This is a genomic window from Lacrimispora sp. (assembly GCF_036758025.1).
GTDB lineage: Bacteria > Bacillota > Clostridia > Lachnospirales > Lachnospiraceae > Lacrimispora.
On sequence record NZ_DAIOXM010000003.1, the window covers coordinates 93,858 to 113,609 of the forward strand.

Annotated in this window: 16 protein-coding genes; 14 read left to right on the forward strand and 2 right to left on the reverse strand. The window is 45.8% G+C overall.

Annotation, left to right across the window (positions count from 1 at the left end; all coding sequences use genetic code 11):
• The 9 genes from grdD to V7M78_RS04370 all read left to right on the forward strand — a co-directional run bounded on the left by grdD (nucleotide 1) and on the right by V7M78_RS04370 (nucleotide 9,902).
• A complete protein-coding gene (gene grdD / locus V7M78_RS04330) occupies nucleotides 1–1,161 on the forward strand; it encodes a glycine/sarcosine/betaine reductase complex component C subunit alpha (RefSeq protein WP_333646792.1) in 1,161 nt (386 codons plus the stop codon).
• 31 nt (nucleotides 1,162–1,192) lie between these two features.
• Nucleotides 1,193–2,581 carry an L-seryl-tRNA(Sec) selenium transferase gene (selA, locus tag V7M78_RS04335; protein WP_333646793.1) on the forward strand — a complete coding sequence of 463 codons (1,389 nt, stop codon included), beginning with the start codon at nucleotides 1,193–1,195 and terminating at the stop codon, nucleotides 2,579–2,581.
• 43 nt (nucleotides 2,582–2,624) lie between these two features.
• Nucleotides 2,625–3,950, forward strand: coding sequence for a glycine/sarcosine/betaine reductase component B subunit (locus tag V7M78_RS04340; RefSeq protein ID WP_333646794.1), 1,326 nt, complete (start codon nucleotides 2,625–2,627; stop codon nucleotides 3,948–3,950).
• 13 nt (nucleotides 3,951–3,963) lie between these two features.
• Nucleotides 3,964–5,283: a betaine reductase selenoprotein B gene (gene grdH, locus V7M78_RS04345; protein ID WP_333646795.1), complete on the forward strand. Its 1,320-nt coding sequence runs from the start codon at nucleotides 3,964–3,966 to the stop codon at nucleotides 5,281–5,283.
• 216 nt (nucleotides 5,284–5,499) lie between these two features.
• Entirely contained in the window at nucleotides 5,500–6,960 is a 1,461-nt protein-coding gene (locus V7M78_RS04350) for a glycine betaine uptake BCCT transporter (RefSeq protein ID WP_333646796.1), read from the forward strand.
• Between the two features lie 97 nt (nucleotides 6,961–7,057).
• Entirely contained in the window at nucleotides 7,058–7,969 is a 912-nt protein-coding gene (locus tag V7M78_RS04355) for a selenium metabolism-associated LysR family transcriptional regulator (protein WP_333646797.1), read from the forward strand.
• Nucleotides 7,970–8,037: 68 nt separating this feature from the next.
• Nucleotides 8,038–8,736, forward strand: coding sequence for a GntR family transcriptional regulator (locus tag V7M78_RS04360; RefSeq protein WP_333646798.1), 699 nt, complete (start codon nucleotides 8,038–8,040; stop codon nucleotides 8,734–8,736).
• A gap of 54 nt (nucleotides 8,737–8,790) precedes the next feature.
• Complete coding sequence (locus tag V7M78_RS04365; protein WP_333646799.1) at nucleotides 8,791–9,348, forward strand: DUF3841 domain-containing protein; 558 nt, start codon at nucleotides 8,791–8,793, stop codon at nucleotides 9,346–9,348.
• On the forward strand, nucleotides 9,324–9,902 hold the full coding sequence (locus tag V7M78_RS04370; protein ID WP_333646800.1) for a DUF3841 domain-containing protein: 579 nt from the start codon (nucleotides 9,324–9,326) through the stop codon (nucleotides 9,900–9,902). The genes V7M78_RS04365 and V7M78_RS04370 overlap by 25 nt, the downstream gene beginning before the upstream one ends.
• A gap of 338 nt (nucleotides 9,903–10,240) precedes the next feature.
• Here the strand turns inward: V7M78_RS04370 and V7M78_RS04375 are convergent, their stop codons facing one another.
• Both V7M78_RS04375 and otnK read right to left on the reverse strand, forming a co-directional pair.
• The gene (locus tag V7M78_RS04375) at nucleotides 10,241–10,831 is read right to left on the reverse strand and encodes a class II aldolase/adducin family protein (RefSeq protein WP_333646801.1); all 591 of its coding nucleotides are present in this window, start codon (nucleotides 10,829–10,831) and stop codon (nucleotides 10,241–10,243) included.
• Nucleotides 10,832–10,864: 33 nt separating this feature from the next.
• Nucleotides 10,865–12,121, reverse strand: coding sequence for a 3-oxo-tetronate kinase (gene otnK / locus V7M78_RS04380; protein WP_333646804.1), 1,257 nt, complete (start codon nucleotides 12,119–12,121; stop codon nucleotides 10,865–10,867).
• Between the two features lie 242 nt (nucleotides 12,122–12,363).
• Between otnK and V7M78_RS04385 the strand changes: the two genes are divergently transcribed.
• The 5 genes from V7M78_RS04385 (at nucleotide 12,364) to rpoN (ending at nucleotide 19,673) form a co-directional block, all read left to right on the forward strand.
• The gene (locus tag V7M78_RS04385) at nucleotides 12,364–14,268 is read left to right on the forward strand and encodes a sigma 54-interacting transcriptional regulator (RefSeq protein ID WP_333646806.1); all 1,905 of its coding nucleotides are present in this window, start codon (nucleotides 12,364–12,366) and stop codon (nucleotides 14,266–14,268) included.
• 250 nt (nucleotides 14,269–14,518) lie between these two features.
• Complete coding sequence (locus tag V7M78_RS04390; RefSeq protein ID WP_333646808.1) at nucleotides 14,519–15,844, forward strand: GntP family permease; 1,326 nt, start codon at nucleotides 14,519–14,521, stop codon at nucleotides 15,842–15,844.
• 47 nt (nucleotides 15,845–15,891) lie between these two features.
• Complete coding sequence (locus tag V7M78_RS04395) at nucleotides 15,892–16,881, forward strand: zinc-dependent alcohol dehydrogenase (RefSeq protein WP_333646810.1); 990 nt, start codon at nucleotides 15,892–15,894, stop codon at nucleotides 16,879–16,881.
• A gap of 68 nt (nucleotides 16,882–16,949) precedes the next feature.
• The gene (locus V7M78_RS04400; RefSeq protein ID WP_333646812.1) at nucleotides 16,950–18,317 is read left to right on the forward strand and encodes a homoserine dehydrogenase; all 1,368 of its coding nucleotides are present in this window, start codon (nucleotides 16,950–16,952) and stop codon (nucleotides 18,315–18,317) included.
• A gap of 48 nt (nucleotides 18,318–18,365) precedes the next feature.
• Nucleotides 18,366–19,673: an RNA polymerase factor sigma-54 gene (gene rpoN, locus V7M78_RS04405; RefSeq protein WP_333646814.1), complete on the forward strand. Its 1,308-nt coding sequence runs from the start codon at nucleotides 18,366–18,368 to the stop codon at nucleotides 19,671–19,673.
• The last annotated feature ends 79 nt before the right edge of the window (nucleotides 19,674–19,752 follow it).

The window sequence follows — 19,752 nt, forward strand, 5'->3', positions numbered from 1 at the left end:
ATGTCAGAGGATAAGACGAAACGTATCATCGCAGAGACCTTTTTGGATATGGCACACATGCTTGAAACAGGCAGATCCGGCAAAAAGATGCCAATAGCAATTACAGCCCTGGGAAGCGAGCATGGGGAGGAGACTGTTTATCAGGCAGCTCTTGCAGCGGCAAAAAAAGGAATCTCTGTAAAGGTAATAGGAAGCAGCAGGCCGGAAGCGGAGAATCTGGAGGTTATTCCCGTCGCCTCAGAGGAAGAGGGACATAAAAAGATGGATGAAATGCTCTGTGAGAAAGAAGCTTATGGGGCAGTGACCATGCATTATCCTTTTCCTATCGGAGTATCTACGGTTGGCCGTGTGATCACGCCTGCAACCGGTAAGCAGATGTATATTGCATCTACTACAGGAACCTCATCGGTAAACCGGGTGGAGAGCATGGTGAAGAATGCAATATATGGAATCATTGCTGCAAAGGCCAGCGGAGTGGAAGACCCTACAGTGGGCATCCTTAACGTGGATGGAGCCAGACAGGCGGAGATTGCGCTGCAAAAGCTGAAGAAGAACGGCTATGACATCCGGTTTGCTTCTTCCCAGAGAGCGGACGGCGGCATTGTCATGAGAGGCAATGATTTACTGACTGCATCGGCTGATGTGATGGTCATGGACTCTTTGACCGGAAATGTGCTGACAAAAGTATTTTCCGCTTATACCTCCGGAGGAAGTTACGAATCTCTTGGTTTTGGATATGGGCCGGGAATTGGAGAAGGGTTTGAAAAGCTGGTGCTTATTGTTTCAAGAGCATCGGGTGCACCTCTGATTACGGGAGCCATAGAATTTGCAAGGGAGCTGCTGGAGGGCGGTTATCAGAAGGTCATGGCCCATGAGTTTGCAGAGGCAAAGAAGGCGGGACTGGAACAGATTTTAAGTGAATGCAGACAGAGCAAGGGCTCTGAAGCAGCAGAGGAAGTAAAGGCACCGCCTAAAGAGGTGGTGACAGAGGAGATTCTTGGAATCGAGATCATGGACTTAGAGGCAGCGGTTTCCTGCTTATGGGTAGCCGGCATTTACGCAGAAAGCGGAATGGGCTGTACCGGGCCGGTAGTGCTGATCGGAGAACATAATCTGGAAAAGGCCAGGGAAATTCTTACCCAGAAGAAATTTATCGGTTAGAGGCTGAAAACATTTTGTGAGGATTGGACATATGACAGATAAGAACAGTTTGATGAGGCAGCTTCCCAAGGTAGATGAGATGATGCGAAGCATTGCTTTGGAAGGAATGGACGATGTTCCGGCAGTTTTGATAAAGCTGGCCTGCCAAAAGGAAATTGAATCAGAAAGACAAAGAATTTTATCTGGCGGACCGTATCAGTTCTCCCAGGATGATTTGATTAAACGGATCAAGGCTGAGGTTGAAAAACAGAATCAGCCGCATTTAAGAAAAGTAATTAATGCCACCGGAATCGTGCTGCATACCAATCTGGGCAGAGCCAGGCTCCCTCAGATGGTATCAGAAACTATGGAGGAAATCAGCAGTTCTTATTCCAATCTGGAGTATCAGCTGGAAACAGGGGAAAGAGGCTCCAGATATGAACATGTGGAGCAGCTTCTCACCTTTCTGACCGGTTCTGAGGCGGCCCTGGTGGTCAATAATAATGCGGCAGCCGTGTACCTGGTGCTAAGCACTCTGGCCCAGGGAAAAGAGGTCATTGTTTCAAGAGGAGAGCTGGTGGAAATCGGCGGAGCCTTCCGGGTGCCTGAGATCATGAAGGCCAGCGGATGTACGCTGGTAGAGGTGGGAACCACCAATAAGACCCATAAAAGGGATTATGAAGAACATATCACCGAACATACGGGAGCATTGTTAAAGGTTCACACCAGCAATTATAAGATCATCGGTTTTACGGAAGAGGTTTCTCTGGATCAGATGAAGGCAGTGGGAGAAAAGCACGGCTTACCCCTGATCTATGACCTGGGATCCGGACTGATGGTGGACTTAAAGGCTTATGGAATCGGCGATGAGCCTACAGTCAGAAGCTGTCTGGAACAGGGGGCGGATCTGGTATGCTTCAGCGGCGACAAGCTCCTTGGAGGGCCTCAGGCCGGCATTATCGTAGGCAGTGCCGAGTACATAAAACAGATGAAGAAAAATCATCTGCTCCGTGCCTTGAGAATTGATAAGCTGACCTTAACTGCCCTGGAATATACCTTGAGACAGTATCTGTCACCGGAGACAGCGGCAGAGCGGATTCCCACTCTGAAGATGATCACAGAGCCTCTGGAAAACTTAAAAGAAAAAGCAGACCGTTTTTACCGCATGCTGACAGAGCAGCCTGGAGTACAGTATGAGGTGGTGGAAACGGTGGGGCAGATCGGCGGTGGAACCATGCCGGGCGTAGACCTTTCCTCTTATGGGGTGGGTGTCACCATGGAACATGTATCAGCCGATGGACTGGAATCCATGATGAGAAAAAACAGGGTTCCCATTATTGCAAGAATATGGAAAGACAAAGTGTTGCTTGATGTGAGAACCATGAGCGATCAGGATCTTTCGGAAGCAGCGGAATTTTTAAATATGGCAGGGCGGGGTTAAGACGGCCTGGCCATTGAGAATTAATTTTGAAAGGAGATATGGAATGAAGCTGGAATTAGGCAATTTTTATGTAAAAGATATTTGCTTTGGCGACGAGACTTCTTTAAAAGACGGACTTCTGACTGTCAATAAGGAAGAAGCTCTGGCTGTGGTGAAAGAAGATGAACATATCACAGAAGCAGAACTTTATATTGTATCACCTGGGGATTCAGTCAGGCTTGTTCCTGTAAAGGAAGCCATTGAGCCCCGTTACCGGGTAGGCGGAGGCCCGGTATTTCCGGGAGTGACCGGCGATCTGATGCAGGCCGGAAATGGAACCACCCATGCATTAAAGGATATGAGCGTTCTGGTAGTTGGCAGGCACTACGGCGGTTTCCAGGATGGACTGATCGATATGGGCGGGGAAGGTGCAAAATACACCTATTATTCCCAATTGAAAAATCTGGTTCTGGTTGCAGATACGGATGAAGTATTCGAGCAGAAGGAACAGCAGAAGAAAAACAGGGCTTTAAGATGGGCAGGCATGCGTCTTGCTGAATACTTAGGCACGATCACAAAGGATTTGACACCTGATGAGGTGGAAACCTTTGAACTGGATCCGGTTACCAAAAGAAGCAAAGAAGTCAATGACCTTCCAAGTGTTGTTCTGGTGCTTCAGCCCCAGTCCCAGATGGAAGAAGGCGGCTATAATGATTTGAATTATGGCTGGGATACAAACAGGATGCTTCCCACCTTCATGCACCCCAATGAGGTGCTGGACGGAGCCATGATCAGCGGATCCTTTATGCCCTGTTCTTCCAAATGGTCCACCTATGATTTCCAGAACTTCCCTATGATCAGAAGGCTTTATAAAGAGCATGGAAAGACCCTTAACTTCCTGGGGATTATCATGTCCAACTTAAACGTAGCTCTGGAACAGAAGGAAAGAGCTGCTTTGTTTGTGGCACAGATGGCAAAGAACCTGGGCGCTGATTCCGCCATTGTTGCGGAAGAGGGTTACGGCAATCCTGATGCAGACTTTACTGCATGCCTGGTTGCTCTGGAAAATGCAGGCGTTAAGACCGTAGGACTCACCAATGAGTGTACGGGAAGAGACGGTGCAAGCCAGCCTCTGGTTTCCCTGGATGAAAAAGAGGATGCCATTGTTTCCTGCGGAAACGTATCCACACTGATCCGGCTTCCCAAAATGGATACCGTATTGGGAGAGCTGGAGGCACTTGCAAGAGACGGAATGTCAGGCGGCTGGTCCAATGATGAAATCCTTGGGGGGTCTGTAAAAGAAGACGGTTCAATTATTATGGAAAACAACGCCATGTTCTGCGGAGATCAGGTAGTAGGCTGGTCAACCAAGAGGATGGTAGAATTCTAGAAGGAGGGACGATATGAAAGGTATTTTATACTTAAATCAGTTTTTCGGCCAGATCGGCGGAGAAGAACTGGCTGATTTCAAACCGGAAATCAGAGAAGGTCTTGTAGGTCCTGCTATGGCTTTGCAGCAGGCATTGGGCGATGATGTTCAGATCACCCACACCATTATCTGCGGTGATAACTTTATGGGTTCCAACACAGAGGAAGCAATAGAATCCATTCTTTCCCTGATGGATGGAAAAGAGATTGATGTATTTTTTGCAGGACCTGCTTTCCGTGCAGGACGTTACGGAGCAGCCTGCGGACACATCTGCAAGGCAGTGCAAAAGAAATTCGGCGTGCCGGTTCTCACCTCCATGAACGATGAAAACCCTGGAGTGGAAATGTTCCGGAAGGAAATGTACGTATTCAAGGGCGGAGCCAGTGCCGCTTCCATGAAAAAAGACGTAGCAGCCATGGCAAAGTTTGCTCTTAAGCTGTTAAAGGGAGAGAAACTGCTTCCTGCTGTAGAGGAAGGTTACTATGGAAGAGGAATCAGAGACCAGATCTGGCTTGACCCGCCTGTAAACGCAACAGACCGTGTCATTGATATGCTTCTTAAGAAAATAAGCGGAGAGCCATACGAGACAGAGCTTCCCATTCCGAAATCAGACAGAGTGGATATTGCTCCGGCTCTCACTCCGGAAGAACTGAGCCACATGGAAGTCGCTCTCATCACCTCCGGCGGAATCGTTCCCGTGGGCAACCCGGACCGCATTCAGTCCGCATCAGCTACCAAATGGGGCAAATATGATATCTCCCAGACCGATGACCTGGTAAAGGGTGAATATATGACCATTCATGCCGGATTCGACCCGGCGGCAGCCAATAGTGACTCTGACGTTATCGTTCCTCTCGATGCCATGAGACGGTATCAGAGAGAGGGCAAGATCGGCGGAGTATATAAATACTTTTACTCAACTGTAGGCACAGGTACAACTCAGGCCGAAGCTGCAAGAATGGGAAAAGAAATTGCAAGAGAATTAAAGAAGGACGGGATCAGAGCTGCAATTCTGACCTCCACATGAGGGACCTGTACACGTTGCGGTGCAACAATGACAAGAGAAATTGAAAGAGAAGGAATCACCATCGTTCAGATGGCAAACTTAATTCCAGTGGCAAAAACCGTTGGAGTGAACAGACTGGTTCCAACCATATCTATTCCATATCCCCTTGGGGACCCGTCCACACCGAAGGAAGAGCAGTTTAAACTTCGTTATCACAGAGTAGGAGTGGCTCTGGATGCTTTGATAACTGATATAAAAGAACCTCAACTCTTTAAAGTTAAGATTTAATTTCGTATAATAGTAAATCTACGGCAGGCAGAAGACGTACAGACAAATCCTTCCCCTGTGCTGTGCTATCATGTTGATGCCGGGCAAAGATTGATATGTTATTCTGAAATGAAAGTTTTTATGCGGCAGGGAATCCGGATAAAGGATCCCCTGCTCCATAAGAACCGGATTGTTAAAAAAACAGCAAATCACTATCTTTTAAGAGGAGAGGAATAAATGAAAAAAAACCAGGTTTTTTACATATCGTTTCTTTTTACTATGGCAATAGTTGTATTTGGGTTAGTAGCACCTCAGCCATTTGCAAAGGCTACAACAGCGGCAAATAACTTCCTTGTTGATTACTTTGGCTGGTTTTATCTGATTTCCATGTTTATCTTTGTTGCTTTTTCTTTGGCGATTGCGTTCAGCAAATATGGAAACATCAAACTGGGGCCGGATGATTCTGTTCCGGAGTTCAGTAACCGGTCATGGTTTGCAATGCTCTTTGGCGCAGGAATGGGAATTGGGTTGGTTTTCTGGGGAGTTGCAGAACCGCTTAACCACTTTGTGACGTTTGGGGCAACGGAAGAGGCAGCAAACTTTGCAATGAAAAAATCTTTTATGCATTGGGGGTTTCATCCCTGGGCGGCATATGCTATTATCGGAATGGCACTGGGATACTTCCAGTTCCGAAAGAATGCTCCCGGTCTGATCAGCAGTATCTTTCTTCCTATTCTTGGTGAAAAGGGAATCAAAGGGCCTGTTGGAAAATTAATTGATATTTGCGCAGTATTTGCAACAGTAGCAGGAATTGCAACTTCTTTGGGGCAGGGAACCCTGCAGATTAATTCCGGTCTGAATTTCCTCTTTCAGATTCCCACCACACGGTTGGTTCAGATCGTCATTATTATTGTTTTAATGGTTATCTATACGTGGACGGCTGTAAGCGGAATTGACAAGGGAATCAAGCTGCTTTCTGATATTAACCTTGTGCTGGCTATCGCCATTTTACTTGGTTCATTTATCATTGGTCCCAAGCTTCTTACTTTAAATGTTTTTACAAGCTCCATTGGCAGTTATGTGAATGATTTTGTAAAGGACAGCTTTGCCATAAATCCCTTTGGGGATAAGTCCTGGCTGGGCTCATGGACCATTTTCTACTGGGCCTGGTGGATTGCATGGGGTCCGTTTGTAGGAACGTTTATTGCCAGAATCTCCAAAGGAAGAACCATTCGGGAATTTGTTTTCGGGGTAATCCTGGCACCTTCCCTGGTATCCTTTATATGGTTTTCCGTTTTCGGAAGCCTTGGACTGAATCTGGATACAGGTATTATTTCGAAGGCAATTGAAGCAACTGAAACCGCTTTGTTTGTGGTATTCCAGCAGTACCCTCTGGGCAGTATTTTCTCCATTATAGCGATTTGCCTTTTGGGAACATTCTTCATTACTTCAGCAAACTCAGGAATCTTTGTTTTAGCCATGTTTTCTTCTGAGGGAGATATGAATCCGGGCAACAGCAAAAAGATTTTCTGGGGTGTGATCCAGGCATTGCTGGCACTGGTACTGCTGATGACAGGAGGACTTGGAGCCCTCCAGACCTGTTCCATCGTGGCAGCATTCCCGCTGGCTATTATCATGCTTTTATGCTGTGTATGCCTGGTCAAGGAACTGACGAAGGAAAAGCCTAAAAAGAAATAAAAACTGTTTCATGTTACATACCTGAGGCGCCTGTATTCTGTTTATTATTAGACAGCAGGCGCTGTCGGGTTATATTTTTAAGAAAGTAAGGAATCCTATGGAATTTAAACAGTTAGAAGCATTTGTACAGATTTCAAAGCTGCAGAGCTTTTCAAAAGCTTCAGAAGCCTTGTTCTTAACGCAGCCTGCATTAAGCAGCCAGATCAATGCACTTGAAAAAGAAATTGGCACCCAACTGTTTATCCGTTCTACGAAAAAAGTTTTTCCCACCAAAGCCGGAATAAACTTTTATGGGTATGCGCAGAAGATGCTTGCTCTGCGCGATCAATCGTTGTGTGAAATGGGAAACTACTCAAAGGAATGTGCAGGCGAAATCAATATTCTGGCCTCCAGTGTTCCTTCTCAATATATGCTGCCCCAATTGATTGCTGATTTTAATAAAGAGTATCCAAACATTATATTCCGTTTGTACCAGAAAGACAGCGGAGGAGTTTTTGAAGAACTGATCCAATATCAGTATGATATAGGCTTTGTGGGAACTGAGACTGAAAGCTACCGTTACAAATTATCATCTCTGTGCAAGGATCAGCTGGTTTTAATATTGCCGAAAGATATGGAGTACACAGGAAAGCAGAGTGCTGAGGAGGCTTCCCGGTTTATTACAGATAAAAGCTTTATCATGAGAGAACAGGGATCAGGCACCAGGGAGGCTTTAAAAGGATTTCTCAGCAAAAACGGGATTCTGGAAAAAGATCTGAGAGTCATTGCTTATTTCAGCAGCACCCAGGGAATTATGGAGGCTGTTTCTCAGGGGCTTGGCATTTCATTTGTATCCAGAGTCGCAGCAAAGGTGTACGAGAACATGAACCGGATTAATATAGTGGAAATTGAATCGGAGCAGCTGAACAGGGATATCTTCTATGTTCAGAAAAAAGATATGATATTGACACCGGCACAGGAACTTTTTGTTGGATATGCAAAAAAATGTTATCAAAATGTTAAATCTTAATTTGACTTGCCATCTATCTATAGTATAATGTTCTGTTAGAGGTACAGAATATATTGAGAGGTAAGCCGATGTTAGATAATTCATACGATAAATTTAATCATATGATCACATATTCAAAAGCAAATTTAAGCGAGATCGTAGTCTCCTATGTGAAAAATAAAATTCTCACTGGGGAGTTAAAAAGCGGGGACAGGTTAGTTGAGGCGGAGATGTCGGAAGAACTGCAGATAAGCAGAGCTCCCATCAGAGAGGCTTTAAGGGAACTTCATATGCGTGGAATTCTGTCATTTTTACCTAAAAAGGGAAGTCAGATTCTTGAAATGAGTTATGAGGATATTTGGGAAGTCTTTTCTATCAGAATTCCCCTTGAAATGCAGGTGCTCACAATTATTTTTGAAAAAAAGCTGCTGAAGGAAGAGGATATTAATTACCTGGAAGCATTAAATAATGAAATGATAAAACCGGACAGGGAGCAGACTACTGAAAACAAGGAGAAGGTTTTTATTTTCAATGCGAGCGATCTGGCTTTTCATGAGTTTTTCTGGAAAAAGTCAGGCAGTTTCCGCAGAGCCCAGATTTTAGAAGATCAGTTTTTCCAGCTTCTTATAGGAATGAACAGGGATATTTCCACATTAGGAACAATTATGGAAAAGTATGAGGAACATAAAAGGATCATAGATGCCTGCCGCACTGGACAGCTTGATCAGGTGCTGGCTGCATTTCAGGCCCATATGGATTCCTATTTAAAGGTGGTTACAAAGCTTTAACAGGAAGTGAGGGCCGGACTCTTAAAGATCAACGGATCAGAAGGAGGAATTAAAGTGGCTGAGAAGGTAAAGATATGGACAAAACAGCATAAAAACATACTGCAGGACCTGGAGCAAAGTGGAAGATACCTTGTAAAAAAAGAGTACATCATCAATAAAATGGAAGAGCATTCCGGAATATATCTGGATACTTACAACTGGCTGTATCATTCTGCTTCCAGGTTTATGGAAATACCGGAGGATGCCAGATATCCCATATGGGTATCTGTTACAGAGGAATCCAAAATACAAAACAGTGAAGGAAACGTGCTTCTTGAAATTCTGGTGGATGCAGATAAAATGTTTGTTATGGACCTGGATAAGTGGGGCCGTATCGTTAATTATATGTATATTCCAAAGGATCAGGAGGATGAAAGAGAGCATGAGGAGCTTCTAAAGAGATACGGCATTGATGACAGCACCGCATACATGTCTCCCTTTTATCCCAGTGTGAAAAGTAAGATCATAAAAAGCTGGGATAGGCTGTATGATGAGGGCATTGAACTGAGCCCTGCCAAGGTGGGAATTATCTGGGAGGTGAAACAGGAATGGATTGTAAAGATCGATACATAGAGCTTTATACGGTTCAGCCGGAGAAAATCGCAGACTTCATCAGAAAAGGCCATTGCCATTATGCAAAAATGAAATACATTGAAGATAAGTACGGAGATGTAAAGGATGTGTTTTTAAACGCTTATCACTGGTATGTCCGACAGGCGTCCTCCATAGTGGAAAGGCCGGAACAGGCGGAATCCGGTATATGGACATTTGTCAATAAACAGTATACGGAGCAGCATCCGGGGTATCAGGTGATGAAACTTCGGGTTCCGGTTGAAGAGGCCGTGTTTTTCCGGATGTCTGATTGGAATAAGGTGCTGAATTTGAGATACGTGGGAAAGACAAAGGAAGAGGAAGATGCATATTCGGAAAAGCTTGAAAAATACGGGATAACGTATGAAGGGGAGGTCTGTGAGACTCCCTTTTATCCTCAGCTAAAGAGAGAGCTGACTGCCAGCTGGAACAACCTGTTTCGCTTTGACCAGAAGGTCAAGAATGGAGGCCCGGTGGAATTTGAAGATATGCAGGCCGGTCTTTGGTGCATCAAAACGGAGTGGGTGGCAAATTAGATTCGATGAAAAAGATAATTTTGGGGAGTCATGGACAGGCAGATTAAATTTTTGTTAATCTGACCGGCCACGGCTCCCCAATAAGTTTATAAATTACTGTGATATGGTGATATATTCCATCATAACGTCTTTTACGGATAAATCCAAATCCATTGCCATGAGGACGGAAGCCAGCTTCCTTAAATCATCCTGTTCCAGCAACATGTGATATATGGAATATGAAGTAAATGAGGAGTATCAATTTCTTGTATTAAATAATTACGATGAACCGATGAGTTTAAAAGGCAAGGTGATTTTAAAACCGTATGCCCGCTCAGTCCTAAGGTTTTTATTGAACTCTATTCCAACTCAGCCCGATACAGTTCCCAGGCAATGCGGGCGGATTCCTCCAGTTCTTCCAGGCTGCAGAAGGCATCCATCATGGTCTTGCCCGGCACGATGGGGCCGTGGTTTTTCAGCAGAAAGCCGTCGCTTTCCTTGACCCGCTCCCGGAATGCAGAAAAAAGTGCTTCTGAGCCGGGCTTTTCATAAGGGATCAGGCCGACGGAACCAAGCTTCATTTTCAAGTAGGGAGTGTGGTCCGGGATGCAGTCCTGTTCGGAATCAGAGGGGACAAAGCTCCAAAGGATAGAATATGTACTGTGGGTATGGAGGACCGCCCCTGTCTCCGGTGACTTTTCGTAAAGAGCCAGATGAAGAGGCCACTCCTTGCTGGGCTTTTTTTCGGATACAGAGGTCCCATCCAGATTCAACACTGCAAAGTCCTCCTTCTCCATGGTTCCAAAACAGGAGCCGCCGGCGCTGATATAAATATGATCATGATGGCGAAAGCTTATGTTGGCGGAAGAGCCGGAAGTTTTCCCCCGGTCAAACAAGCTGTGAGCCGCCCATAAGGCTGTTTTTAATTTTTCTTCTAGAATTAAGTCCATATTTTCCTCCAAATCTCAAGTGATTTCCACTTTTTAATCCTGTTTTAATGTTATGTCCAAGGCCCGCTGAAAAAAATCTTCCTGCCCAAAGTTCCCGCTTTTTAGTATCAGACGGATATCCGGACGCTCCGCAGGAACCATAACCGGCACTCCGGGAGCCACACTTTCCCCAATCCAATAGGAAGAGAATCCAAGTGCTTTTGTAACGGCTCCTGAAGTTTCTCCTCCGGCGGAAATAATCCTGGTATATCCGGAATTTACGGCACGGACTGCCAGTGCGGCGGCGGCACCTTCCAGCATGGCGGCGGTTCTTTCCTTTCCAAGGCTCTGGATTTCCTTCACCTTTTCAGGAGTATCGGAGCTGTATATGAGAACACCGTTTATATGGCTGCCGTGTTCTTCTGCAAAACTCCAGGCCTCCTCCTCTGTCTGACGGCCTTCCATCATGGCCCTGGGATCAAGTTTATAGCATGGATTTCCCTGGTCCTGATACCAGGCAATCTGATCCAGGGTGGCCTTGGAGCAGCTTCCTGCCAAAAGAAGGGCCTTGCCTTTTGTTCCGCTTTCCGGGATACTTCCTTTTTCAGAAAGCTTTCCTGTCCATATTCGTGCCAGTGGCTCTAAAAGTCCGCTTCCTCCGGTTAAAAGAGGGAGGTGCCCGAATACAGCGGCAATTTTTTCGCCGTCATCCTGGGTTTTATAGTCCGGAATAAGATAAAATGGCTTTGCAGAAGAGCTTTCCGGTGAGAAGTCCTCTAATTCTTCCGGCAGGAGATCATAGCATGGATAGCGGCTCTGGGGTTCCATCAGTTTCTGGATTCTGGATTCCCACATAGGGGTAAGAGGGTGGTTTTTCATATGGCTTTCATGGAGAAAAACACCGTTTACCATAAGATTCCCATTTTCTACGGTCCTCCCGTTGATCGGAAGAGCAGGGCATAAAAGCGTGTAAGGAGCTTTTAAAAGGTCCATGAGGGCATCTGCCACTGGGCCTATATTACCTTGAGGAGTGGAATCAAATGTGGAACAATACTTGAAGTAAATCTGTTTTACTCCCTGAGAGAGTAAAAACCGGGCCGCTTTCAGGCTGTCCTCTACGGCTTTGCCGGTTTCCTGGGTTCTGGATTTTAATGCAATAACAATTGCCTGGGCTTTATCCGGCTCAGAACCGGGGCTTTGGTTCCCGGGGATTCCGTTATAAAACTGAACGCTCATTCCGCCTTTTACAATAAAGGAAGCCGCATCACTGGCACCTGTAAAATCATCGGCAATGCATCCCAATACTGCCATAATCATCATTCCCTTCTTTTGCTTTTTAATTTGTTTAATCTATATTACAGCAAGTTTTATGCCATCCTGCCATCAGATTCACTTTTTATTATTTTTAAATTTCTATGGACATCCATTGATATTTTATGAATTGTAAATGATCATTTTCTTTTCTTGACCCTGGGTGCGGCAATACGGTACAATAAACAATGCAACACCTGTTGCAGCACTTATTGCTTTTCTAATCCATATGGAGGTGGCTTATGATTCGCCTTTTATTTATTGTTCCCTATCCTGAACTAAAAGAAAAAGTTGAGCACGTTCTTTCCAATCATACGGAAAGAAAGCGTCTCAATGCCCATATTCAGGTGATGACGGTGGAGGAAACACCGGATGTTCCGGCAGATGAGTACGATGCCATCATTGCCAGAGGCTATACTGCCCGGAAGACCTTATCTAAATATACACAGATTCCTACCATAAGGCTGTCCATCTCAGGATATGATATGGTACGGGCGATTTCTGAATGCTGCGAGCTTTACCATCCGAAAAAAATTGCGGTTTTTGGATTCAGCGGACAGATGTATGAAGTGAAAAGTATCTGCCGCCTTTTTCATATCAGCGCGGAGGTTTATGCCCCTGTCCATCATGAAGGGCTGCCAAAAACCTTAAAAAAGGCCATGGATGCAGGATGTGATGCTTTGATCGGCGGGTATTCCGCCAATATTCTAGCCCGCCGCAACGGCCTGCCTTCGGTCATCATCAGAACCGGAGAGGATACCATTCTGCGGGCTATTGATGAAGCCATTAATACGGTGGATCGGATTCGCCATGAGCGGATTAATTCCCAGATGTATAAGACCATTATTTATTCCTCCAAGGATGGTCTGCTGTATGTGGATGCGGGAGGCGTTATTCAGGTCCGCAACCGGGTCATCCGCCAGATGAACGGAGATGCCAGCCTGATGAACCAGCCCTTAAAGCAGGCTCTTCCTTATCTTTATAAAATTTTCTGCTCTGTAATTGCCAGCGGGCAGCAGGAGACAGGAAAAATCCTCACCATTCCGGGAACCAAAACCACGGTGTCCGTAAGCTGCACTCCGGTCATTGCCAATAAGGAGATTTCCGGGGTTGTAATCAATCTTTCTGATATCACCATGATTCAGGATCTGGAAAGCCGGATACGGCGGAAGCTGAGTGAAGGGGGACATCAGGCTAAATATACGTTTCAGGACATTATCCACGAAAGTGCCATCATAGACCAGACCATTGAGACAGCCAGGCGTTATGCTGAGTCTGATTCCAATGTAATTATTGTAGGTGAAACAGGTACAGGCAAGGAACTGTTTGCCCAGAGCATCCACAACGGCAGCAGCCGGAAAAACGGCCCGTTTGTAGCGATTAACTGTGCCGCACTTCCGGAAAACCTTCTGGAAAGCGAACTGTTCGGCTATGTGGAAGGTGCTTTTACCGGAACCAGCAAGGGCGGAAAAATGGGGCTTTTTGAGCAGGCTCACGGGGGCACTTTATTTCTGGATGAAATCGGTGAAATTTCCTTGTCCACTCAGAGCAAGCTTCTGAGGGTTTTGCAGGAGAGGCAGGTTCGCCGGCTGGGAGATAATAAGGTGATTGATGTCAATGTGCGCATTATTTCTGCAACCAATAAGAGCATACTGAAGCTTTCTGAACAGGGGAAATTCCGCAGGGATTTGATGTACCGCCTGGATGTGCTCCGCCTGTTCCTCCCTCCCCTTCGCAGCCGTGAAAATGATGTGGAGGTTCTCTTTCTTCATCTTTTGGAAGTACAGAGCCAGGAAACCGGAACCAAAGTTCCAAAGCTGGACCCCAATGCCTTTCCCCTTCTTCGCCAGTATCCCTTTACCGGAAATATCCGGGAGCTGAAAAATATAGCGGAACGGGCCAGTGTCTTAAAAGGCGGGGACTTTATCACCAAAAAAAACTTACAGGAGGCTCTTTATCCACAGGATCTTGAAATTTCCTCCTTTTCCCAAACCAGTGCCTTCCATCAGGGTGAAGACATACTTGATGAACCTGAAAAGCTGCGCTTTGCTCTGGAGCAATGCAAAGGCAACAAAACCCGCGCCGCCCGGCTTCTTGGCATGGACCGCACCACCTTGTGGCGTAAGATGCAAAAATATCAAATCTGACCATTTCGTAAAGTGAAAGTGATGCAATGTGCTGCATTTGTTGCATCACTTTTTTGATTTGCAACCATATTCTTCCTTTCATACAAATTTTAAATTCTCTAATATACCACACTTTATACAATGTTTATAAATATTTTGTTTTATTTCAAGAAATAGTTATCAGGTTGGCATGAACATTGCTTTTTAATACAGTATCAAAAATTGGCAGAAGGAAATGTCTGTCAGAAAATTATGAATGGAGGGTTCATCTATGTCAACATCCTATGTACTTACTGTTTTTGCCTTTGTGATTGTGCTGATGATTGTACTTATTTCCAAGTGCAAAGTCAACGCAGCATTTGGCATCCTGATCTCTGCTTTAATCCTGGCAGTGGCTTTGGGAACTCCGTGGAAGGAAATTGAAGACACCATCAACGGAGGCTTTTCCGGAACCATTAAAAGTGTGGCTATTGTCATTTTCTTAGGCTGCACCATGGGGACGGTGCTGGAAAAGACCGGTGCGGCAATCCGCATTACCAAATGGGCCATTGGCCTGGTGGGTGAAAAAAACATAATCTGGGCCATTGCCCTCAGCTCCGCCATTTTAGGTATTCCGATTTGGGCTGATACGGTAGTAATTTTGTTAATTCCTATCGTATCCCTTCTGGCAGTCCAGACCAAGAAATCCATGATGAGCTATGGTACGGCTCTTTATGTGGGCGCTTTGGTAACTGCTTCTTTAGTTCCTCCTACTCCCGGACCGGTATCCGCAGCGGCTTTGCTGAATGTACCCTTAGGTCAGGCAATTTTGTGGGGAGCCATAGTTGCCGTTCCAAGCGTAATCGGAGCAACCTTCTATTGCATGACTTTGAAGACTCCTGTTGCCCCCAAGGAAGAATTTTTAGTATCGGCCAGGGAAACTGACGATATGAAGCTTCCCTCCCTTTCCAAATCCCTGCTTCCCATCCTGTTTCCTCTGTTTTTAATCCTGGCTAACACCGTTGCGTCGGTCGTTATTCCGGGTACACCGGCTGCAAATCTCTTTGCATTTATCGGAAGCCCTCTGGCCGCATTATTTACCGGCTGCCTTCTTTCCCTGCTTTTAGCCGGTAAGGAATGGAAGAGTAAAAAGGTGTTAAATGACTGGGTGAACGAAGGAATTACGGCAGCAGCCATGCCCATCATTGTAACCGGTATGGGCGGTGCTTTGGCGGTTTTTGTAAAGAATGCAGGCGTTGCTGAGAAAATTGCAGAGGCCGTGGTACGGTCTTCCTTCCCGGCCATTTTGATTCCGATTATGATTGCAGCCATTATCCATATGGTTACCGGTTCCAATGCCCTGGGTGTTATGACGGCAGCCGCATTGGTAGAGCCTATGTTAGTGACTCTGGGAATCTCTCCTGTGGCAGCCTTTCTGGCCTGCGGTACGGGAGCTCTGATGTTTAAGCATGCTAATTCTTCCGGCTTCTGGGTAACGGTTTCCATGTCCAATATGGATGTAAACCAGGGTATCCGCGCCGTAGGAGGTGCTTCGACAGTAGCCGGATTTATCGGTGCGGTGTGCACCTGTATTCTGGTGGCTCTGCATGTAATCTGATATGGGTAAATAAAAACAAGCTGGAATGACAGAAAGGAAAGAAACAAATGGAAAAGTTTGTTACAAGAGCAGCGCGCTTAAATAAAGCTTATGATATTGAATTAATTGAACGTGAATTAGAATGCGGAGAGGATGACATTATTGTCAAAAACCATTTGATGGGCATTTGCGGGTCTGATAAAAGCTTTTACAGGGGCTTTATGCCGCCTCAGACTGCAGAATTCCGCCAGAAACCGGAATTTCCATTCCTCCTGGGACACGAAAGCGGAGGCACTGTGGTTGCCGTAGGAAGCCGTGTCAGTGATTACCGGCCCGGTGATAAGGTGATCGCATTTGGCTGGAATAATAACTTTGCCGATTATTTTAAGTCAAAGGCATTTCAGCTTCAACCTGTTCCTGAAGGTCTGGATATGGATATTGCTGCCCTTGGAGAACCGACCGCATGTGCCATGTATTCCGGTCTGAATACGGGAGTACAGCTTGGCGATGTGGTGGTGGTTATGGGCGGAGGCTATGCGGGCCAGATTATAGCCCAATGTTCCAAGCTGAAAGGGGCTTATCAGGTGGTTGTAGTGGATGTGTTAGAGGGGAAGCTGAATCTGGCAAAGTCTCTGGGAGCCGATGTTGTGATCAATTCCAGGGAAGAGGACCCGGTTGCCAAGGTAATGGCTATGACAGGGGGACGGGGAGCCGATGTAGTGGTGGAGGCAGCCGGTACGGCAGAATCCTTTAACACGGCCAGCGCACTGATCCGCCACAACGGAAAGTTCGTATTCTATAGCTGGGTAACAACTCCCGTAACCTTAAACATCAGCCGATGGCATGATGACGGCCTGGAATTTGTAAATACCTGTCTCGTTCACCACACATGGCAGCAGCGCTATGTCTGGGTTCCTGACACACTCCGGCCTATTATCCAGGGCTCTGTAAAGATCAGACCGTTGATTACCAACGAATTTAAGCTGGCAGACATTAAGGAAGGCTTTGATCTGGCTGATAAAGATGACGCTGCAATCAAGATTGTATTCCGTCCTTAATTTCCATTTGCCATTATTTTGAAAAACTGAGGTACATAACGAATACCAGTAAAGGAGAAATGCATAGCATGGATTATACAAATTTATTAAATGACAGTACAGGTAAGAAATCAAAGGTAGGAATCATCGGAGCCACCAGAGGGTACGGCTATACACTTCTGGCTCAGATTCCCAAGGTCAGGCTCATGGAGCTGCGGGTTATCTGCTCCAGACATCCGGAAGAATGTCTGGAAGTATTAAAGGAAATAGGATATGATGAAGGAAGGATTGTTTTCTGTGAAAACAGGGAACAGATTGAGGGCGCAGGGGAAGATGACATTCTTATTGTCAGCGATTACCGCCTTGTTATGGAATGCGGAATTACGGCTCTTGTGGAATGCACCGGAAATACTGCGGTAAGCTCTGATGCGGCCCTTTTAGCCCTTGGAAAAGGCATTAATGTTTACATGGTCTCCAAAGAGACTGACAGCGTGTGCGGCCCGGTGTTCAACCAGGCGGCTGTCGAAAACAATGCGGTTTATGCCCTGGTAAACGGTGACCAGCCCCGTAACTTATTAGATCTTTATTCCTGGGCAAAGCTTTTGGGCCTGGAGGTAGTGGCTGCCGGAAAATCCAGTGAATACGATTTTGTATGGGACAGGGAAACAGGAGAGTTCACTTATACCGATGGAAGCGGGGCAAGTGAAAGTCTGCCTGAGCTTTTGAAGCACTGGAAGTATGAGAGAAGGGAAACCTTAGAAGAGCGGAGAAAGATGCTGGAAAAGTATACGGGAGTCATTTCTGCAGACCTTTGCGAGATGAATCTGGTATCAAACATCACCGGACTGGTGCCCGCAGCCCCGTTTTTAAATTATCCAATTGCTAAAATCAGTGAGCTTGCGGATATTTTTATTCCGGAGGAAGAGGGAGGCATCCTGAAAAAGACGGGAGTCGTGGATGTGTTCTACAATCTGAGAGGTACGGACGAGGCCAGCTTCTGCGGAGGCGAATTTATTGTGGTCAGATGTGAAAATGAAAAAATGTGGGATATTTTAAGAGGCAAGGGCCATGTGATGAGTAAAAATGGCAAATATGCTTGTATTTATTATCCTTATCACTACATGGGCCTTGAAACTCCGGTATCCATTTTATTGGGAGATTTTATGGAAATCGGCACCCATCCGGAATGCCGTCAGGTAACGGTTATGGCAGGTGCGGCGGAAAAGGATCTGCCCAAAGGAACGGTTCTTTCTGTTCACGGACACCACCATGCCATCGAGGGTCTGGTCCCTCAATTGATTGAGAGAGGGACAGTTGAAAATCTGGCGCCGTTTTATCTGCTCAATGGCATGGTTTTACTCCGGGATGTGAAACAGGGTGATCCGGTTACTCTTGCTGATGTGGATTTATCACAGGCAGAAGCATATAAATTGTATACAAAGGGTCTGGAAATTTAGATAGGGACAAAAACAGGAATGATATGTTGAAAGGGAGGAATGGAACCCATGGAGTTGGATTTGCAGACAAAACAAGCGCAAACCTTATCACCTCAGATGATACAGTCTGCAAAGATCCTCCAGATGACTGCTCAGGAGCTTGACCGGTACATCAATGAACTGGCTTTGGAAAATCCGGTTATTGATGTGGCGGAGCCGGAAACTGGGGAAGAAAACCATTACCTCTATCACAGGCAGAGCGGAGATGAGGATTCTTTTAAAGACAAATGGAATTATACGGTTGATGAAGGAGAAACCCTTCAGAATTATTTGTGGTCCCAGTTGGTTCTGGAGGATTTCTCTTCTTTTGAAAAGAAAATCATTACATTCATGCTGGAGAGTCTGGATGAGAGAGGATATTTAACGGAGTCGGTTTATGATATTTCCGTTTATTTCAGGACAGAAGAATCTTTGGTGGAAAGGCTGCTGGAAAAGCTGCAGATCTTAGAGCCTGCGGGGGTATGTGCCCGCAGTCTGGAGGAATGCCTGAAATTACAGTTAAAAAGCCGCCAAATGCTGTCCCCGGTCCTTTCCCGTTTCATTGATGAGTGCCTGGAAATGGTGGCAAAAAATAAGATTCCTTCCATAACGAGAAAGCTGAGGCTGTCTTCTGCGGAGGCGGCAGGATACTGCCAGATTATCAAATCGCTGAATCCCAAGCCAGGCACCTCCTTTGGAAGCCGTCAGCAGATGCGGTATATCATTCCTGATGTTACCATTGTAAAATTTAAAGACCATTTTGAAATTTTGATGAATGAATCATCATACGGGGGAATTGAGATTAACCAATATTACAGTCAGATGAATCACCATGCTGAGTCGGAAGAAGTAAAAGAATATCTGGATGAAAAGATCCGTCAGGCTCAGTGGATTAAACAGTGCATTGCCCAGCGGGCTAAAACCATGATGCAGGTGTCAAAATGGATTCTGGAATATCAGGAAGGCTTTTTTTCCAGAGGGCCCAATTATTTGTCGCCCTTAAAGATGTCCGAGGTGGCAGAGGCCATGGGAGTTCATGAATCAACAGTCAGCCGGGCAGTGAGCAAGAAATACCTCCAGTGTTCCTGGGGAGTCTATCCCATGAGCTTCTTTTTTCCCAGAAATGCGGTAAAGCAGGAGGAGACCTTGACCAATAGCCATATCAAGCGGGTTCTTCAGGGGATTATCAGTCAGGAAGATAAGCAAAAGCCATACAGTGACCGCCTTCTCAGCGAAAAGCTTTTGGAGCAGGGGATTTCTGTTTCCCGGCGCACGGTTGCAAAATACCGGGAGGAAGAGGGAATTCTTGATGCCGGAGGGCGGAGAGAGTACTGTTAAAAGAATGTGAAAGGGAGGAAATCCAATAAACCGGATTTCCTCCCTGATTTTTGTTTTAAAATTTCCCAATATCCTAAGT

Excerpts from the sequence above, each read along its gene's own strand:
- grdD (WP_333646792.1), top strand. The coding sequence starts at position 1 with ATGTCAGAGGATAAGACGAAACGTATCATCGCAGAGACCTTTTTGGAT.
- selA (WP_333646793.1), top strand. The coding sequence starts at position 1,193 with ATGACAGATAAGAACAGTTTGATGAGGCAGCTTCCCAAGGTAGATGAG.
- V7M78_RS04340 (WP_333646794.1), top strand. The coding sequence starts at position 2,625 with ATGAAGCTGGAATTAGGCAATTTTTATGTAAAAGATATTTGCTTTGGC.
- V7M78_RS04350 (WP_333646796.1), top strand. The coding sequence starts at position 5,500 with ATGAAAAAAAACCAGGTTTTTTACATATCGTTTCTTTTTACTATGGCA.
- V7M78_RS04355 (WP_333646797.1), top strand. The coding sequence starts at position 7,058 with ATGGAATTTAAACAGTTAGAAGCATTTGTACAGATTTCAAAGCTGCAG.
- V7M78_RS04360 (WP_333646798.1), top strand. The coding sequence starts at position 8,038 with ATGTTAGATAATTCATACGATAAATTTAATCATATGATCACATATTCA.
- V7M78_RS04370 (WP_333646800.1), top strand. The coding sequence starts at position 9,324 with ATGGATTGTAAAGATCGATACATAGAGCTTTATACGGTTCAGCCGGAG.
- V7M78_RS04375 (WP_333646801.1), bottom strand. The coding sequence starts at position 10,831 with ATGGACTTAATTCTAGAAGAAAAATTAAAAACAGCCTTATGGGCGGCT.
- otnK (WP_333646804.1), bottom strand. The coding sequence starts at position 12,121 with ATGGCAGTATTGGGATGCATTGCCGATGATTTTACAGGTGCCAGTGAT.
- V7M78_RS04385 (WP_333646806.1), top strand. The coding sequence starts at position 12,364 with ATGATTCGCCTTTTATTTATTGTTCCCTATCCTGAACTAAAAGAAAAA.
- V7M78_RS04390 (WP_333646808.1), top strand. The coding sequence starts at position 14,519 with ATGTCAACATCCTATGTACTTACTGTTTTTGCCTTTGTGATTGTGCTG.
- V7M78_RS04395 (WP_333646810.1), top strand. The coding sequence starts at position 15,892 with ATGGAAAAGTTTGTTACAAGAGCAGCGCGCTTAAATAAAGCTTATGAT.
- V7M78_RS04400 (WP_333646812.1), top strand. The coding sequence starts at position 16,950 with ATGGATTATACAAATTTATTAAATGACAGTACAGGTAAGAAATCAAAG.
- rpoN (WP_333646814.1), top strand. The coding sequence starts at position 18,366 with ATGGAGTTGGATTTGCAGACAAAACAAGCGCAAACCTTATCACCTCAG.